Consider the following 15,980-nt stretch of genomic DNA (forward strand, 5'->3'; position numbering starts at 1 on the left):
CCTTCAAAGCCAGTCGCAGACACGTGCATAAGCAAAGCAGAGAGCGAAGAAGACGGCGGTCGTGCCGACGAGAATGACATCCATCATCGATGGTGACTCCTGGTTTCCATGAACAAAGCTCAGACAGGACGAAGGGCGCCGTCGCTGGCGACGGCACCTTTGGGCTTGTTGGCTGTGAGGCGATCTGATCGATCTCCGATGCTCAATATCGGCGGAAGTGCATAGCCGTTCGAGAGCGTGGAGGCTGGAAAAATATAGGAATCTTATAGGAATTCCGGCTCGGGGTGGGCTGATGAGACTACGCGCTGCACACTCACCCACCCGCAAAAGAGGTGCCCCGAGCCTTGCGATCTCAAGCCGCCGCAAGCGTTATCGCATAAGCTAGACCGAGAAGGGTCACTATCACACCGAGCATGCCCAGAATGATTTCCAAAGCGTGCAGGCTGCTGCGCCCCGCAACCACGCGGGTGCGTGGATAAACATGACCACGCAGGCAAGCTAGAAGATTCAACATGATCGGACTCCTCAAGTCCTGCCCGCGGCTTTCATACCCGGCTGCGTCCAGCGTCCATCGAAAGCCGCGTTGGGGCCGAGCGTCACCTCCTCCGGCACGCACAAGACTGCGCCCGGAACATGATCGCTTTCGAACATCGCGAAATGAACGGCAGCCGCTCGGTTGGTGAAGATTCCGCCAACCAGGCCTTTGCGGTCCGAAACCACCCAGCGACCTCCAGCATCGCGACCGACGGTAAAACGGATGCCGTGCGGATGTATCTCTGGCTCGAATGAAGCTCTACCCATGGCCATTCTCCTCAACTGAGCCGCAGTGCAACGGCACCCGCAACACAAAACAGGAGGAGAATGACGCCAAACAGCCTCAGAAAAATGCCCGCTTCCGGGCTTGCAAGGCGGGAGGCGATCGCTGCCCGCTGCCAACGGGGTGCATCAGCACGCTGCGTATGATCCGGCAGATGAATGATACCGAAACGACCGTACATGAATTCAATCCTTATTAGGCGTAAGGCCCTGGCGACGGAAGTGTCGCAGAAGCCGGCATCGAAAGCCGATGCATGTCACAAAGGTAGCGATCGCCGGATAGGCGTTCGATGGGTGGCAGGATGCGAAGAAATAGGGAATCCATAGTGCCGGCCGCGATTTTTCATTTGCGCCGCAGCATTCGGGGCGGCATGTTCGGCTGCATCAAAAAGACTTGGGGAATGGAAATCAGATCATGACAGCGGATGCAATTGTACTCGGAGCCGGCATCATTGGGGTTTCGACGGCACTGCAACTGGCACGGCGCGGCAAATCGGTCGTCCTCGTGGACCGCAAGGAGCCCGGCCTTGAAACCTCTTACGGCAATGCCGGCCTTATCCAACGCGAAGGCGTCGTGCCCTACGGTTTTCCGCAGCAATTTGGCCTGATCCTGCGCTATGCGCTCAACAACCGGATCGACGCGCATTTCCATTGGAGGGCCATCCCGCAGGTCTCGTCATTCCTGGCCAAATATTGGTGGCATTCCAACCTCAGCCGGCATCAGCTGATCGCCCGTGCCTATGCGCCGCTGATCGAGCATTCGATCGCCACCCATAACGAACTGATTGAGGAAGCCGGAGCGCAGGACCTGATCGCCAAGGATGGCTGGACGGAAGTCTTCCGCACCAATGCCAAGCAGGATGGCGAGTTTCGCGAAGCGGAAAGGCTCAACAAGGAATACGGGGTCGCCTTCAAACGGCTCTCGCCGGGCGAACTTGCGGAACAGGAGCCCAATCTGTCCGGTGATTTTGTCGGCGGGCTGCGGTGGGAAGATCCCTGGTCGGTCAAGGACCCGCTGGCCCTTACCCGCGCCTATGTGAAGCTTTTCGAAAGCCTTGGTGGCCGCGTCCTGAAGGGCGATGCCAAAAGCCTTTCCAAGACCGCGACCGGCTGGCAGGTGGTTGCCGGCGACGGCCTGATCCAAGCCAAGGACGTAGTTGTGGCGCTCGGCCCCTGGTCCGATACGGTGACGAAGCCGCTCGGCTACAATTTCCTGGTCGGCGTCAAGCGCGGCTATCACATGCACTACGCCGCCAAGGGCAATGCCAAGCTCAACGGCTGGACCATGGATGCGGAGCGCGGCTATTTCCTGGCGCCGATGAACCAGGGCATTCGCCTCACCACCGGCGCGGAATTTGCGCGCCGCGATGCGCCGAAGACACCGGTGCAGCTGGCCCGCGCCGAAGCGGTGGCGCGGGAAATCTTTCCGCTCGGGGAGCGGCTCGACCAGGAGCCCTGGATGGGCGCCCGACCCTGCACACCTGACATGATGCCGGTGATCGGCAAGGCGCCGCGCCACCAGGGCCTGTGGTTCGCATTTGGGCATGCCCATCACGGCCTGACGCTCGGTCCCGTGACCGGCCAGGTGATCGCGGAGGCAATGACCGGAGAAAAGACTCTGATCGATATTTCGGCCTACCGGCCGGAAAGATTCGGCTAACACCGACAATTGTTGCTGTATGCGGCCGACGTCGAACAGGACGCCCATATCCGGATAGGGTAACCATGATCCTCACAAACACCGACAATCCGCGCCATACGAACTCCTGGTATGCAGCCTCGGCCAATGACAAGCGTGTCCGCCCACTGCTCGAAGGCGAGGCCGAAGCCGATGTCTGCATTATCGGCGCCGGCTTCACCGGAATTTCCGCCGCCCTGGAACTGGCCGAACGCGGCTATTCCGTCGTGGTGCTGGAAGCCGAGCGTATCGGCTTCGGCGCTTCGGGCCGAAATGGCGGGCAGATCGTCAACGGCTACAGCCGTGATCTCGAAGTGATCGCCGCTCGCTACGGGCACGAAAAGGCCGTCCAGCTCGGTGAAATGTCGCTCGAGGGCGGCGAGATCATTCGCGGCCGCGTCGCACAATATGACATAGACTGTGATCTGGTGCATGGCGGCTTCTTTGCGGCCTTCAACGAAAAGCAGATCCGTGAAATGGCGCGCTCCAAGGCGTACTGGGAGAAGCATGGCCATACGGACCTGGAAATGGTTTCCAAGGCCGAAGTCTTCCGATATGTCAGGACCGCCCGCTATGCCGGCGGCATGATCGACAAGCGCGGCGGCCATGTCCACCCGCTGAACCTGGTGCTCGGAGAAGCGGCAGCGGTGGAAAGCCTCGGCGGGCGCATATTCGAAGGCTCGCGCGTGATCGGCATGGATATGGGCGACAGGCCGGTGGTTCGCACGCACAGCGGCTCGGTCCAGGCATCCTATGTGCTGGTCTGCGGCAATGCTTATCTTTCGCCGCAGTTTCCCGACATCAGCGGCCGGATGATGCCGGTCTCGAGCCAGGTCATGGCAACGGAGCCGCTTGGTCCGGACTTGATCCAAAGCCTCATGCCGGCCAATTACTGCGTCGAGGATGCAAACTACATCCTCGACTATTACCGCCGCACTGCCGACAACCGGCTGCTTTACGGCGGCGGCATCGGCTATGGCGGGACCGACCCGAAGGATCTGACGGGGGTGATCCGTCCCAACATGCTGAAAACCTTTCCGCAGCTGAAGGACGTCAAGATCGACTATGCCTGGAGCGGCAATTTCGCGCTGACGCTGACGCGCGTTCCGCATATGGGCAAGCTGTCGGACAAGGTTTATTTCTCGCACGGCGATAGCGGCCACGGTGTCACGACCACCCATCTGCTGGGCAAAATTCTCGGCGAGGCCGTCGCTGGACATGCGGAACGCTTCGACGTCTGGGCGTCGCTGCCCAACCTGCCGTTTCCCGGCGGCAAGACATTCCGCGTGCCCCTCACCGTTCTCGGCGCCTGGTGGTACGGATTGCGGGACCGGCTGGGGTTCTAGACGGACGCGGGAAAGCTGCCGGTAAAATAGAAAGTGGACTGCGTCCTGACGATCGATTTGAACTGCGCAACGATCTTGGCGGCCTCTTCGGCGGGAACCATCAAGGCAAGCCGCAAGGTTGCTGCAGCCATGTGGAACATGACGAACAGCGTGCGCAGGTAATTGTCGCGCTGGTCACTCTGAACGAACTGCTTGGTCGCCCCGAAAAATACCTCGGCCTGAAAGCGGGTTTCGGCAATATCCACATCCGCGAGCGTCTTGTCGGCTTGGATCGCGTTCAGCAGGTCCTGCGTCGATGGTCTTTCACGCATCCGGTGATAATAAAGATCGAAGAGCACGTCGGTTGCCTGCAAGGCCTCTTCCGGCGTGGAAATCTTACCCACATGCTCCGAAATCAGGGACCGGACGTCGTCGACATACCGCTCGTGGAGCATGGCTATGATGGCCGACTTGTTGGGAAAGTACTGGTAAACAGAGGCGATCGGTCCACCTGAAAGCGCCGCAATCTCCTTCATGGTGACCGCGTCTATGCCTTTCTGCCCGATAAGCTGCATGGACACTTTCAGGATCTCGTCGATGCGATCCCGGCTTCTTTCCTGTTTCGGCACCCGTCGAAGTGAACGTCGTCCCAGGCCCTGCATCATATCTGGCATCCGCATTCCGTCTCCTCAAACACCTGACATCGATACGGGATGCGGCCAAAGAAAGTTTCAGCAAGCCGCGATATTCAATGTACAAGTCCTCTTTATACGGAGCTTGAGTAGCTTCGGATCACATATGCCGATAAGCTTTCACGAATATATTGAAGTGGGTCAGGCTTAGGACGGGAGCGCGATCACCGGCGTTTACCCGATTTTCCTGAGCCCGGCCTCAGCCTTATCGACAATCACCTCGACACTGTCGTCGATATCGACCGTCACGACGCCGTCTTCGCCTTCAGGGCTTTCCAGTGTCGCAAGCTGACTTTGCAGCAGCGAGGTCGGCATGAAATGGCCTTGCCTTTCGCCCATGCGCGAAGCCAGAAGCTGCGGGCTGCCGCTGAGAAACACGAAGTAGAGCATGCCATTGCTCGCCTTGCGCAGCCTTTCACGATAAACCCGCTTGAGAGAGGAGCAGGTGACCACGACGCTTTCGTTGCGCGATCTCGCTGCCGCCAATACGCCGCCAATGAGGTCCAGCCAAGGCCATCTGTCTTCGTCGGTCAAAGGAATGCCCTCGGCCATCTTGGCGACATTGGCCTTTGGATGAAGGCTATCTCCTTCAACGAAGGCGCAGCCGAGACGGCTGGCCAACAGTTCCGCAATCGAAGTCTTGCCGGCACCACTGACGCCCATAACCACGATCGCTCTGGATGATTGCCTGTCCATTCCCAACTCGCCTCCCGATGTACTTTGCGGATGGCATTCCTAGACCATTCGATCGGTTTGGAAAACCAGTCTTCAGGAGGTAGTTGGAGCCTCAGCCACACAGCATGGCAAAAGCAAATGGCCCGCAAATGCCGGCCATTTCAACGAGCTCATTGGACTCCTGGGCAGATCAAGCTGCCGGGGCTGCCATTTTCGGCAAATGCAGCAGGTCGATGCCTAGCAGGAAGTTGATCTGTGGGCGAGCCTTGACGAGGTCATCGATCGTGTATTCCGCCAGGACCTCAAAGAAGGCGTTCAGCGCCTTGCGCAGCGCAGCATTGAGGCCGCAGCTGTCGACCAGCGGACATTCCACGGCGCCGTCCTCGAAGCATTCTGCCATGGCAAAGCTATCTTCGGTGACCTTGATGACATCGAAAAGGGTAATGCGATCGGCAGCGCGGCCAAGCCTGACGCCACCATTGCGACCGCGGACGGTTTCCACCAGTCCAGCCTTGTTGAGCGGCTGCAAAATCTTGAAAAGAAACAGTTCAGATACGCCATACGCCCTGGCAATCTCGGGGATGCGGCTGAGATGCCCCTCATTGGCGGCGCAATACATCAGCATGCGAACAGCGTAATTCGTTTGTTTGGTCAAACGCATTTTCGTCTCCCGAGACTCTTCGAGTGCTTATATAAAGGCATTAACAGTTTTGAACAATTCCAAAATAAGAAAATTGCGCTCAGGTTTCCCGTACCCTTGCCAGGAGCTGCACTGCCTGTTCATCAGCCCGTTTCCATGCCAGAATGCAGCATGGTCGAGCCCGATTTGCATAATGTTCTGCTGATACTTTACAATGCGGGTGCCACGCGCGTGCCCGCAAGCGAGGTGCAGTGGGAGAGCCAGATGGCTCCGGCCCTCAACCGGGCAATGAGCATGCAGTATATCGTTTACCGGGACACATCGAAGGGCCGCCGCTTCTCGCTGACAGAAGCCGGGTATGTAGCGATAGGCCAGGAACCGCCGAATTACATGTCCGTGTCACGCATGCTCCGGTCGCTTCTCGGCCTCGGCAAGTGACTGCGGACGGCCTTCAGCTGTAAAAGCCGAAGCTGATGGCGATCCATGCCGGAACGACGACAACGACGACGGCCGCGAGCATACTCAAGCTTGTTTTTGCCAGGCGCGAACGGCGAGCCCGGCTGGCGTCCCACTCATAAACCATTGAACTCACTCCCACCCTACTCCAGCGGCCAATCTAGGCTGGTATGCAAGTACGTCAATAGCCAGACAGAATGCGGCCCCCTAGCACCGTGACGAGGCATTTCAGCCTCGTCACGGGGGAAGCTAACAGTTCAATTACTTCATCGTCGGCATGACGAACTCGGCGCCGTCCTTGATGCCTGACGGCCAGCGTGCGGTAATCGTCTTGGTCTTCGTCCAGAACTTGATGGAGTCCGTGCCGTGCTGATTGAGGTCGCCGAAGGAGGAGGCTTTCCAGCCGCCGAAGGAATGATAGGCAAGCGGAACCGGAATCGGCACGTTGATGCCGATCATGCCGATATTGATGCGGCTTGCGAAGTCCCGAGCAGCATCTCCGTCGCGGGTGAAGATGGCGACGCCATTGCCGTATTCGTGCTTCATCGGCAGATCAAGCGCTTCCTCATAGTTCGTAGCGCGCACGACGGAGAGAACCGGGCCGAAGATTTCCTGCTTGTAGATGTCCATGTCGGGGGTGACGTGGTCAAACAGCGTGCCGCCGACAAAATAGCCGTTCTCGTAACCCTGCAGTTTGAAGCCGCGGCCATCGACGAGGAGCTTGGCGCCCTCTTCCACGCCCTTGTCGATCAGGCCGTTGATGCGTGCATGGGCTTCCTTTGTCACGACCGGGCCCATGTCGGCCTTGTCGTCCGTATAAGGGCCGATGCGCAGGGATTCGATCTTCGGCACCAGCTTTTCGACAAGGCGGTTGGCGGTTTCCTCGCCGACCGGAACGGCAACCGAAACGGCCATGCAGCGCTCGCCGGCCGAACCGTAGCCGGCGCCCATCAGCGCGTTGACTGCCTGGTCTAGGTCGGCATCCGGCATGATGATCATGTGGTTCTTGGCGCCGCCGAAGCACTGAGCGCGCTTGCCGTTGGATGCAGCGGTGCCAAAAACGTAACGCGCGATCGGAGTGGAGCCGACAAAGGAAATGGCACCGATATCCGGGTCCGTCAGGATCGCATCGACCGCCGCCTTGTCGCCGTTGACGACGTTGAGGATGCCGGCTGGCAAGCCCGCCTCGATCATCAGTTCGGCAAGCCGGATCGGCATGGACGGATCGCGCTCGGACGGCTTCAGGATGAAGGCGTTGCCGCAGGCAATGGCCGGCGCGAACATCCACATCGGGATCATGCCCGGGAAGTTGAACGGCGTGATACCGGCGCCGATGCCGACCGGCTGGCGGATCGAATACATGTCGATCTGCGGGCCGGCGCCTTCGGTGAATTCACCCTTGGACAGATGCGGAATGCCGATCACGAACTCGCAGACTTCGAGGCCGCGGACGATATCGCCCTTCGAATCCTCGACCGTCTTGCCGTGCTCCTTCGACAGCATTTCCGCCAGCTCGTCCATGTTCTGGTTGAGCAGGTCGACGAATTTCATGAAAACGCGGGCGCGGCGCTGCGGATTGGTGGCCGCCCAACCGGGCTGCGCCTGCTTGGCATTCTCGACCGCCGCACGGATTTCCGACATGCTCGCCAGCGCCACTTTGGCCTGTACTTCGCCGGTTGCCGGGTTGAAGACATCGGCGGTGCGACCGCTGGTTCCGGCGACCCGCTGACCGCCGATGAAGTGCCCAATCTCGCGCATTTTATGCTCCTCCCTTGAATGATGTCCAGAGCATAAGGCGCGGTTTGCACAGCGCAACGCTTTAGTTTACGCATCCGCTGTGCAAATTTCGGCATCAGAGCATCTTCATGAACTGGGATGATGTGCGTCTTTTCCTGGCCGTGGCGCGCGCCGGCCAGATTCTGGCTGCGGCGCGGCGGCTCGGCATCAATCACGCGACGCTTGGACGCCGCCTGACCACGATGGAGCAGGATCTACGCACGCGCCTCCTGATCCGTCGCACCAATGGCTGCGAGTTGACGGCAGAAGGCGAGATCTTCTTTCGTGCGGCGGAACGGATGGAAACCGAGATGCTAGCAGCCCAGGCGGCAACGGGTAAGATCGACAGCGCAATTTCGGGTACGGTCAGGATCGGGGCTCCGGACGGTTTCGGCGTTTCCTTTCTTTCATCGCGGCTCGGCCGGCTGACGGAGCGGCACCCGGAGCTGAAACTCCAGTTGGTGCCGATACCCCGCTCGTTTTCGCTTTCGCAAAGGGAAGCCGACATCGCTATCACCATCGAGCGCCCCGAACAGGGACGCCTCGTTTCCTCCAAGCTTACGGACTATACACTTGGCCTCTATGCTTCCGAAACCTATCTCCGCGATAACGGAAAACCGGAAAGCACGGATGAACTCAAGCACCACAGGCGCGTCGGCTACGTGGAAGACCTGATCTTTTCCCCGTCGCTCGATTTCACAGGCGAAGTGATGCGCAACTGGGACGCCGGCTTCGAGATCTCCAGCGCCATTGGGCAGACGGAAGCCGTCAGGTCCGGCGCTGGCATCGGCATTCTGCACAATTATGTGGCCCGGCACTACTGCGAGCTTGCGCGTGTGCTGCCGGACATCACCATCCGGCGGTCCTATTGGACAACCTATCACGAAACCACGCGGGATCTGGTGCGGGTCAAGACAGTGGTGAATTTTCTAAGGGAGTTGGTCGACGAGGAGCGACATATTTTCACCGGCGAGGGTGAGGCAGACAAGGCTGCAGGCCCCGGCCCTTAAGGGCCGAAGCCTTGGCTGGGTCAGGAAGTCTTAACGGCAGAAACCGGAACCTTCAGAACGGCAGCGACCCGTTTCAGTTTGCCAGGGTCGATATCGGTTCCGTTTTCGATGCCGATGATCTCGTCGTTGATCAGGCCGGTCGTAACCGCAAGATCGTCGACGCTGTAGCCCAGCGCGAGACGCGCTTCGGCAACCAGCGAAGCAACCTGGCTTGCTGCCAGTGCACTATTTTCAGCAGCTTGGAAATTGTTGATGCAAACTGTCATGATCGTTCCTTCCATCCAGGTCCTGCCAGGTAGGGCAGGTGAAGGGGGCAAAAGCCCGAGACGTGAATGTCCAAAATTTTGGCATTACCGGACTATTAGATAAGCACTTCCGCTTTTTCGGCAATAGGTTTCTGCTGCATTGCACAAAATATCTTGTAAGCTGTCGCCGGATCCCAAAGGCGAACTATTTCCCATTTCAGGCGTTTCCAACCCAAACAGGGAATGCCACATGCGCCAGTCATCGCATGCGAACCGGGAAGCCAAGAACGAAAAAGTGTCGCGGCCGCAGTCGGATGCACAAATTCTGGAGGCCGCTCATCGGCTGGTCGAACTCTACTTGGTTTATCTGCGAGAGCACGAAACCGGCAACGATATTTTCGATACGCGGGAATTGCCGACCTCCAAGGATGCTCTGGTGAACGCCTTTCGAGTGGTCATTGCCACGGAAAACCGCCCAAATGTTCGTGCCCTTCTAGTAAAGGCCGGTATGACGCTCGCGCAGTTCCAGGACAATATTGGAGAACCGCTGCCGGTAAGGCCGGTGGCGGATGTAAACGGTCGCCGCCAATGCTCCAATGGCAGGATCGGGACGGGCCGCATCCGAAAGTTCGATCGCGTATTGATCCAGCTGGACGAAGAGCGCGTCCGGCTCGGCGACATCTTTCAAAGCGCCCTGCGGATGGCCGAGAACAAGCCGGTCCACCATGCCTGAAAATTCGGATGCAGCGCCCAAAATCTGCTAAAGCCGATCTTCAAGTCCTTCCGATAATGGAAGGCGTCCTAGCGTTATCAGGTCCTCATGAGCGTTGTTGCATCTTATCTTTACCGCGACGGCAGGCGCGCCGAGCCATTCGACATTCATCAGGGTCAGGTACCGCAAGCCAACAATGAATTTGTTTGGATCGGCCTGCACGACCCGCACGAGGAGGAACTGCTCGTCCTTCAAAAGACGTTCAAGCTTCACGCGCTTGCGGTGGAAGATGCGCTGAGCACACGCCAAGTGCCCAAAGTCGACGTTTATGACGACCAGCTCTTCATCGTCGCTAAGACCGCGCATCTCGAAGGCGACGTGATCGACTATGGCGAAACCGCGATCTTTCTCGGCCCCCGCCATGTGATCACGGTGCGACATGGATCCGACCGCGGGCACAGTTCCCTGCGCCAGCAGCTCGAAGCGGCGCCCCAGATCCTCAAGAACGGTCCGGATTACATCCTGCATGGCGTGCTGGATTTCATTGTCGATGGCTATCTTCCATTGATCGAGACCATCGAGGATCGGGTGCTCGGCATGGAGCAACGCATGCTCGATGCCTTTCTCGGTCGAGAGCAGATCAAGCGCCTCTTCCGGCTTCGCCGCCAGTTGATACGCTTTCAGCGGGTGCTCGGGCCCATGTTGGAAGTGTGCAGCAAGCTCATCAATCTCGACCTGCCCTGCGTCGATCGGGAAGCACGAAAATACTTCCGCGACGTTCATGACCATGTGCGTCGCGTCGAGGGGATGGTGACCGGACTGAAGGATGTCATCACCTCCGTCTTCGAGGCGAGCAATCTGCTGGAGCAGCAGCGGCAGGCGACGATCACCAAGCAGCTTGCCGCCTGGGCCGCGATCGCAGCGGTTCCGACGGCGATCGCCGGAATCTATGGCATGAATTTCGACAACATGCCGGAACTGAAGACGCAGTACGGATACTATGTCGTACTTGGCGTCATCTTCGCACTGTGCGGGATGTTGTTCTTGCGCTTCAAGCGATCCGGATGGCTCTGAAGGAGCCGGGCTTCACAATGTTACCGGGAAAAATGGTACGGTTGGGGGGTCTCGAACCTCCGACCTCAGGTGCCACAAACCTGCGCTCTAACCAACTGAGCTACAACCGCACATCACGCCGTCAGGCGTTGCGGGGTCAAATACGGCCATCGACCGTGTTTTGCAAGCCCCTTTTGCAAATAGAAAAGGCCACCAACGGCCTTTTCAGTCTCCGCTGCCGATCAGGCGGCTTTGAAACTTGCCATCGCTTTTTCAGCAGCTTGCCTGCCGGGCTCGACGACATTTTTAGCAAGCTTGCGGGTAGAATCCTGCATCGCCCGCGCCTGCTCTAGTGTGAACTCTGTTTGCTGGCGGATAAATGCAGTCTGCAATTGCATGAATTCTGAAATGGATCTTGCGCTGAACAGCTGTTCCAAATGCGCAAGCGACATATCGGCATTGGTCCGTATCGCATCCATCGCTTGGAGACCGATTTCGAGCGTGCCCGCCTGAGCCGACTGGATTGTGGATTGAGCCGCTGTGGTGGCTTCCTCCGCAGTCATTTTCATCTTAGCATAGGCCTCGCGGGACTGGTTGACGCCCTTTTCGGCCAAGTCGCGGAAGCTCTCGTTCATCTTCGATGGGTCGAAAGCTGCAAAGGAGAACATGTCGTCAGTTCGGTATGCCATCGTTGGTTATCCTCGTGACGGGTCTTCGGCCTCAAAAAGAAGCCAATGTCGAAGATCTTATGCCTCAAATATAGCCTATGATCTGGTGGCTCGCAATATAAATTGTGCAGCGCACAATAACGGGATCGCGTTAACCCTGTTGGAGGTTTGAGGTACTGCTCCTGTGGACCGCCAAAGGTCACCGGGTTATTAACGATCTGTTAATTTTCAGCGAAAAGACGGTCACCAACCGACAGGTCGCCTTATGCCAGCAGTTCAATACCCGTTTATCGACATCGCCGTGCACGAGCGCGTTCGCGCCCACTTTGCGGCTGGAGAAGCCGTTGTGCTGTTCTCGCCGGATATGAGCGCTGCTCTTTGGGCGAATGGCCCCGGCGCTGACCTTTTCGGTTTTCCCTCCATCTACGATTTTCTCGACAATGGCCCGAAGCCGGCGGATGTCGCGTTTCGCCAGACCGAGGCAGCAGCGCGGCAATTGGTCAAAATCGGCGACCTGCGCAATGTCACCGTCCGCGTTACATCAGGCTTTCAGCGAGTTACCGTGCAGGCGGCCTGCGAGCTGATCGAGGTCCAGGGCCAGGCTGCCGTGCTGTTCAGCGCTGCGGTGGATAAAGGCAGCATTACCAAGACGGCAAGTGCCACACGGATGATCGAAGGCTTTGACGATCCGGAAACCCATATGGCGGTGCTGGATGAAAATGCCGAAGTGGTTGCCGCGTCCGAGCATTTCGCACGGCTTCAGATTTCCCCCCAGACGGCAAGGATGCTGGTGAACACGGCGAACGCGGATCCGAGCCGCCTCGTCAAGCGGCCGATCCCGACGATCAACGGCTACCTGCCGGCCGCGGTCGGAAAGCCTTCCGACGATCCTGCCCTCTACCTCCTCTTCACGGTCGACACGACGCAGATCCGGCCGGCAGCAGAGCTCGAACCGGGTCCCTTGGAAGAAGCCACGCCCGCACCGACAGAGACTGTCCCCTCGTCGCCGGACGGTTATGCCGAAGCCATTGCGGCTGTCGCGCAGATCGAGGAGGCGGAGGAACAGGAAGAAGAAGTAACGCTGCTGACCGAGCCGACGCTGGCGGAACCGACCCTCGGCGGCCAGACGCTTGATGAAGTGAGGCTCGCTGGCCAGGCTGGCGGCGAAACCTTTGGCGACGAAGCGCCCGCCGAAAGCCATGTGCAGCAAGTTTTGACTTCGGAGAACCTAGCGAACCCGACCGCCGAGCCTCAGACAAATGAGCCGGAGCCGTCAGGCCCAGATACTGCCGAGGCTGCAACTATAGACGCACCTGCGGTAACGTCAGCCGCGGCAGCGACCTCTACCGCAACTTCGGACGACCCGGGAGGCTTCACCTTCCAGCGGGACGCGCGGGCCGTACGCTTCGTTTGGAAAATCGATGCCGACGGTCGCTTTACCGAGGTGTCGAAGGAATTCGCCGCGGCCGTGGGCCCTCATGCTGCCGATATCAACGGAATGGCATTTGCGGATCTTGCGGCGCTTTTCCATCTGGATCCGGACGGAAAGATAGCCGAGCTTCTGAACAAGCGGGATACCTGGTCCGGCAAGACGATCTGGTGGCCAGTGGAAGGCACTTCGCTTTTCGTGCCCGTGGATCTCGCCGCCTTGCCGACCTATACGCGTACCCGCGAGTTCGACGGGTTCCGTGGCTTTGGCATCGTCCGCATTGCCGATGCCTCGGAAGATCCGAATGCCACTGGTCTGACGCTGACGCCCCGACTGGAGGAAGATGAGGCCGACGACATAGAAGTGGATGTCGTCGCCGAGACAACAGACGTAATCACCGAAGCGCTCGACATCCCGGACGATGCCGACGTCGCCCCGCAGGTAGAGCCGTCAGCAGATGAGGCTTTTCAGGCCGAGGCGGGCAGTTACGAGTTGAGCCCGCCGCTCGACAACGGGAACGAAGCCGATATCGAAGAACTGCTGGAAGATCCGGCGCAGTCTTCACTCGAAGAAGACAGCGGTTTGAACGAAGTTACCGACACCGTTCCAGCATCTGAAACGCCTTCGGCTCTCGATTGGCCTGCAGGCGAGCGCCCTGCCCTGCGCTTGGTCGAAACTGCCGGCCGCCGGTATTCGGATAAAGTGGTTCAGTTCGAGGATCGCCGCTCGCGGCTGACGCCCGTCGAACAGGCGGCGTTTCGAGAAATTGCCCGTCAACTCGATCGGTTCATTGGCCAGGACGAGCAGAGCCCGGATGAGACGGCGTCCGCAGGTGAAGCGCCGATACCGGAGGTCATTTCCGAACCGCCGGTGGAGGCGCAGCAGGACGTTCAAGCTTCGGCTACCCGGGAAGAAGAACAGACGGAAGCCGACTCAGTCAATCTGCCGGAGCCAGCAAACTCCATCGACAGCGAAGATGCCGCGCTGGTGGAAAGTGCTGTAAGTGACGACGACGGACGTGTGGGTGAAGACCTCGAAGAAGCCGCCGCTTCGATGGAGCCGGTGGTCGAGCAAGAGCTTGTTCCCGAGCCGGCCCCCGCAAATGTTTTGGACGCCGAAGCCGAGCCGGTTGCGGAGACGGACCTGTCCGACCGCGATCTGCTCGGCCAGATGATCCCGCTTCGCGAGCGGATCGGGCTTTCCGCCGATATCATCGATCAGATGCCGGTGGCGCTTCTCGTCCATGCCGGGGACGACCTCATTCACGGCAACCCAGAATTCCTGAAGCTGACAGGCTATGCGTCCATAAATGAACTCGCCGAAGTTGGTGGTCTGGATGCCCTGCTGCAGCGCCAGGAGCTCGAAAACAAGACGTCCGAAGCCAGCGGCATGGTGGTCGTGCGCGCCGATGATACCATCGTTCCCGTCACTGCGCGCCTGCAATCGGTTCGCTGGGGCGATACAACGGCGCTGATGCTGGCCCTGATGCCGGTGGCGGCGGAAAGCGAAGCTCCGGCATCTGCCGAGAACGGCGAAACGCGGGTCCTTCCCTTGCAGCCCATGCGGCCGGCCGACCAGCTTGCCCGGCTGCATGTGGAAGTCGAGGAACTGCGCGCCATTCTCGAGACAGCGACCGATGGCGTCGTCATCATCGACGAAAAGGGCGATATCCGCTCAATGAACCGTGCTGCCAGCGGCCTCTTCAATTACGACAATGAAGAGATCAACGGTAAACCCTTCGTCGTTCTCTTCGCCCATGAAAGCCAGCGCGCTATCCTAGAATATCTCAGCGGCCTGTCAGGCCACGGCGTTGCCAGCGTGCTCAACGATGGTCGCGAAGTGATCGGTCGGGAAGCCTCCGGCGGGTTCCTGCCGCTTTTCATGACGATCGGCCGGCTCACCTCCTCCAACGGCTACTGCGCCGTCATCCGCGACATCACGCAGTGGAAGCGGACCGAAGAGGAATTGCGTACTGCCAAGCGCGCGGCTGAAACGGCGAATGCTCACAAGAGCGACTTTCTCGCGCATGTGAGCCACGAAATCCGAACTCCGCTCAACGCCATAATCGGCTTTTCCGACATGATGGCCGGTGAGCGCTTCGGTCCTATTGGTCATCCCCGCTATATCGAATATGCCAATGACATTGGCCGGTCCGGCCGTCACGTGCTCGACATCGTCAATGATCTCCTCGACATTTCGAAGATCGAAGCCGGCGAGATGGAGATGGACTTCATCGCCGTCGGCCTGAACGAAAGCATTTCAGAGGCCGTTTCCCTTGTCCAGCCGCAGGCCAACGGCCAGCGGGTGATCATCCGCACTGCCTTGTCGAACGCCGTGCCGCAAGTGGTTGCCGACCTTCGCTCGGTCAAGCAGATCGTGCTCAACATCCTGTCCAACGCGATCCGCTTCACGCCCTCCGGAGGACAGATCGTCGTGTCCACTGCTTATGAGGCAAACGGCAATGTCGTGCTGCGTGTCCGCGATACGGGCATCGGCATGACGCGTTCCGAACTGGAGCTTGCCATGAAGCCTTTCCGGCAGGTGGCAGGTGCGGCTCGCAAGCGGGGCGATGGCACTGGCCTTGGGCTTCCTCTGACAAAGGCGATGGTCGACGCCAACCGCGCGGTGTTTGCCATCAGCTCCGCTCCCAACGAAGGCACGCTGGTGGAGATAACCTTTCCGTCCCAGCGCGTGCTCGCCGACTGATCATAGGCAGGCAAGGCGTATTTCGGGCGCGTACCAATCTAGGCGTGCATGCGCTTGCAAAAGAAAGGCAGCATTAGCTGCCTTTTAAGTCGAATGCTG

Annotated in this window: 16 protein-coding genes and 1 tRNA gene; 7 read left to right on the plus strand and 10 right to left on the minus strand. The window is 59.1% G+C overall.

Translation table 11 applies throughout. From position 1 onward, the window contains the following. Window positions 1–352: 352 nt before the first annotated feature. The 3 genes from E2F50_RS22955 to E2F50_RS12295 are packed head-to-tail and all read right to left on the minus strand — an operon-like array spanning window position 353 to window position 998. A complete protein-coding gene (locus E2F50_RS22955) occupies window positions 353–514 on the minus strand; it encodes a hypothetical protein (RefSeq protein ID WP_161974125.1) in 162 nt (53 codons plus the stop codon). A gap of 11 nt (window positions 515–525) precedes the next feature. Beyond that, on the minus strand, window positions 526–801 hold the full coding sequence (locus E2F50_RS23215; protein WP_133316468.1) for a hypothetical protein: 276 nt from the start codon (window positions 799–801) through the stop codon (window positions 526–528). A gap of 11 nt (window positions 802–812) precedes the next feature. After that, on the minus strand, window positions 813–998 hold the full coding sequence (locus tag E2F50_RS12295) for a hypothetical protein (RefSeq protein ID WP_133316469.1): 186 nt from the start codon (window positions 996–998) through the stop codon (window positions 813–815). A gap of 233 nt (window positions 999–1,231) precedes the next feature. On the opposite strand from E2F50_RS12295, the gene E2F50_RS12300 reads away from it, so the two are divergent. Beyond that, window positions 1,232–2,476 (plus strand): NAD(P)/FAD-dependent oxidoreductase, encoded by a 1,245-nt coding sequence (locus E2F50_RS12300; protein WP_133316470.1) that lies wholly within the window; start codon window positions 1,232–1,234, stop codon window positions 2,474–2,476. 65 nt (window positions 2,477–2,541) lie between these two features. Further along, entirely contained in the window at window positions 2,542–3,840 is a 1,299-nt protein-coding gene (locus tag E2F50_RS12305; protein WP_133316471.1) for an NAD(P)/FAD-dependent oxidoreductase, read from the plus strand. Here E2F50_RS12305 and E2F50_RS12310 read toward each other — a convergent pair. The 3 genes from E2F50_RS12310 to rirA form a co-directional block, all read right to left on the minus strand. Beyond that, entirely contained in the window at window positions 3,837–4,499 is a 663-nt protein-coding gene (locus E2F50_RS12310; RefSeq protein WP_245515399.1) for a TetR/AcrR family transcriptional regulator, read from the minus strand. The two genes, E2F50_RS12305 and E2F50_RS12310, sit on opposite strands and share 4 nt — an antisense overlap. A 186-nt stretch (window positions 4,500–4,685) precedes the next feature. Continuing rightward, on the minus strand, window positions 4,686–5,207 hold the full coding sequence (locus E2F50_RS12315; RefSeq protein ID WP_245515400.1) for a gluconokinase: 522 nt from the start codon (window positions 5,205–5,207) through the stop codon (window positions 4,686–4,688). Window positions 5,208–5,376: 169 nt separating this feature from the next. Continuing rightward, window positions 5,377–5,847 carry an iron-responsive transcriptional regulator RirA gene (rirA, locus tag E2F50_RS12320; protein ID WP_133316472.1) on the minus strand — a complete coding sequence of 157 codons (471 nt, stop codon included), beginning with the start codon at window positions 5,845–5,847 and terminating at the stop codon, window positions 5,377–5,379. A gap of 150 nt (window positions 5,848–5,997) precedes the next feature. On the opposite strand from rirA, the gene E2F50_RS12325 reads away from it, so the two are divergent. Further along, the gene (locus E2F50_RS12325) at window positions 5,998–6,264 is read left to right on the plus strand and encodes a hypothetical protein (protein ID WP_133316473.1); all 267 of its coding nucleotides are present in this window, start codon (window positions 5,998–6,000) and stop codon (window positions 6,262–6,264) included. 279 nt (window positions 6,265–6,543) lie between these two features. Here the strand turns inward: E2F50_RS12325 and E2F50_RS12330 are convergent, their stop codons facing one another. Then, window positions 6,544–8,040 carry a CoA-acylating methylmalonate-semialdehyde dehydrogenase gene (locus E2F50_RS12330; protein WP_133316474.1) on the minus strand — a complete coding sequence of 499 codons (1,497 nt, stop codon included), beginning with the start codon at window positions 8,038–8,040 and terminating at the stop codon, window positions 6,544–6,546. A 107-nt stretch (window positions 8,041–8,147) separates the two neighbouring features. Between E2F50_RS12330 and E2F50_RS12335 the strand changes: the two genes are divergently transcribed. Next, entirely contained in the window at window positions 8,148–9,068 is a 921-nt protein-coding gene (locus E2F50_RS12335) for a LysR family transcriptional regulator (RefSeq protein ID WP_133316475.1), read from the plus strand. 20 nt (window positions 9,069–9,088) lie between these two features. Here E2F50_RS12335 and E2F50_RS12340 read toward each other — a convergent pair whose 3' ends face one another. Then, window positions 9,089–9,334, minus strand: coding sequence for a helix-turn-helix domain-containing protein (locus tag E2F50_RS12340; RefSeq protein WP_133316476.1), 246 nt, complete (start codon window positions 9,332–9,334; stop codon window positions 9,089–9,091). Between the two features lie 229 nt (window positions 9,335–9,563). On the opposite strand from E2F50_RS12340, the gene E2F50_RS12345 reads away from it, so the two are divergent. Both E2F50_RS12345 and corA read left to right on the plus strand, forming a co-directional pair. Next, window positions 9,564–10,046, plus strand: coding sequence for a hypothetical protein (locus E2F50_RS12345; RefSeq protein WP_133316477.1), 483 nt, complete (start codon window positions 9,564–9,566; stop codon window positions 10,044–10,046). Window positions 10,047–10,133: 87 nt separating this feature from the next. Beyond that, window positions 10,134–11,099: a magnesium/cobalt transporter CorA gene (gene corA / locus E2F50_RS12350; RefSeq protein WP_133316478.1), complete on the plus strand. Its 966-nt coding sequence runs from the start codon at window positions 10,134–10,136 to the stop codon at window positions 11,097–11,099. A 33-nt stretch (window positions 11,100–11,132) separates the two neighbouring features. On the opposite strand, the gene E2F50_RS12355 is transcribed toward corA, so the two are convergent. After that, window positions 11,133–11,209, minus strand: a tRNA-His gene (locus E2F50_RS12355). Between the two features lie 111 nt (window positions 11,210–11,320). Beyond that, window positions 11,321–11,746: a phasin family protein gene (locus E2F50_RS12360; RefSeq protein ID WP_281029203.1), complete on the minus strand. Its 426-nt coding sequence runs from the start codon at window positions 11,744–11,746 to the stop codon at window positions 11,321–11,323. A gap of 265 nt (window positions 11,747–12,011) precedes the next feature. Here E2F50_RS12360 and E2F50_RS12365 point away from each other — a divergent pair, with 265 nt between their 5' ends. Then, window positions 12,012–15,881, plus strand: coding sequence for a sensor histidine kinase (locus tag E2F50_RS12365; protein WP_133316480.1), 3,870 nt, complete (start codon window positions 12,012–12,014; stop codon window positions 15,879–15,881). Window positions 15,882–15,980 lie beyond the last annotated feature (99 nt).

The sequence above is a fragment of the Rhizobium deserti genome, from assembly GCF_004358025.1.
Lineage (GTDB): Bacteria > Pseudomonadota > Alphaproteobacteria > Rhizobiales > Rhizobiaceae > Neorhizobium > Neorhizobium deserti.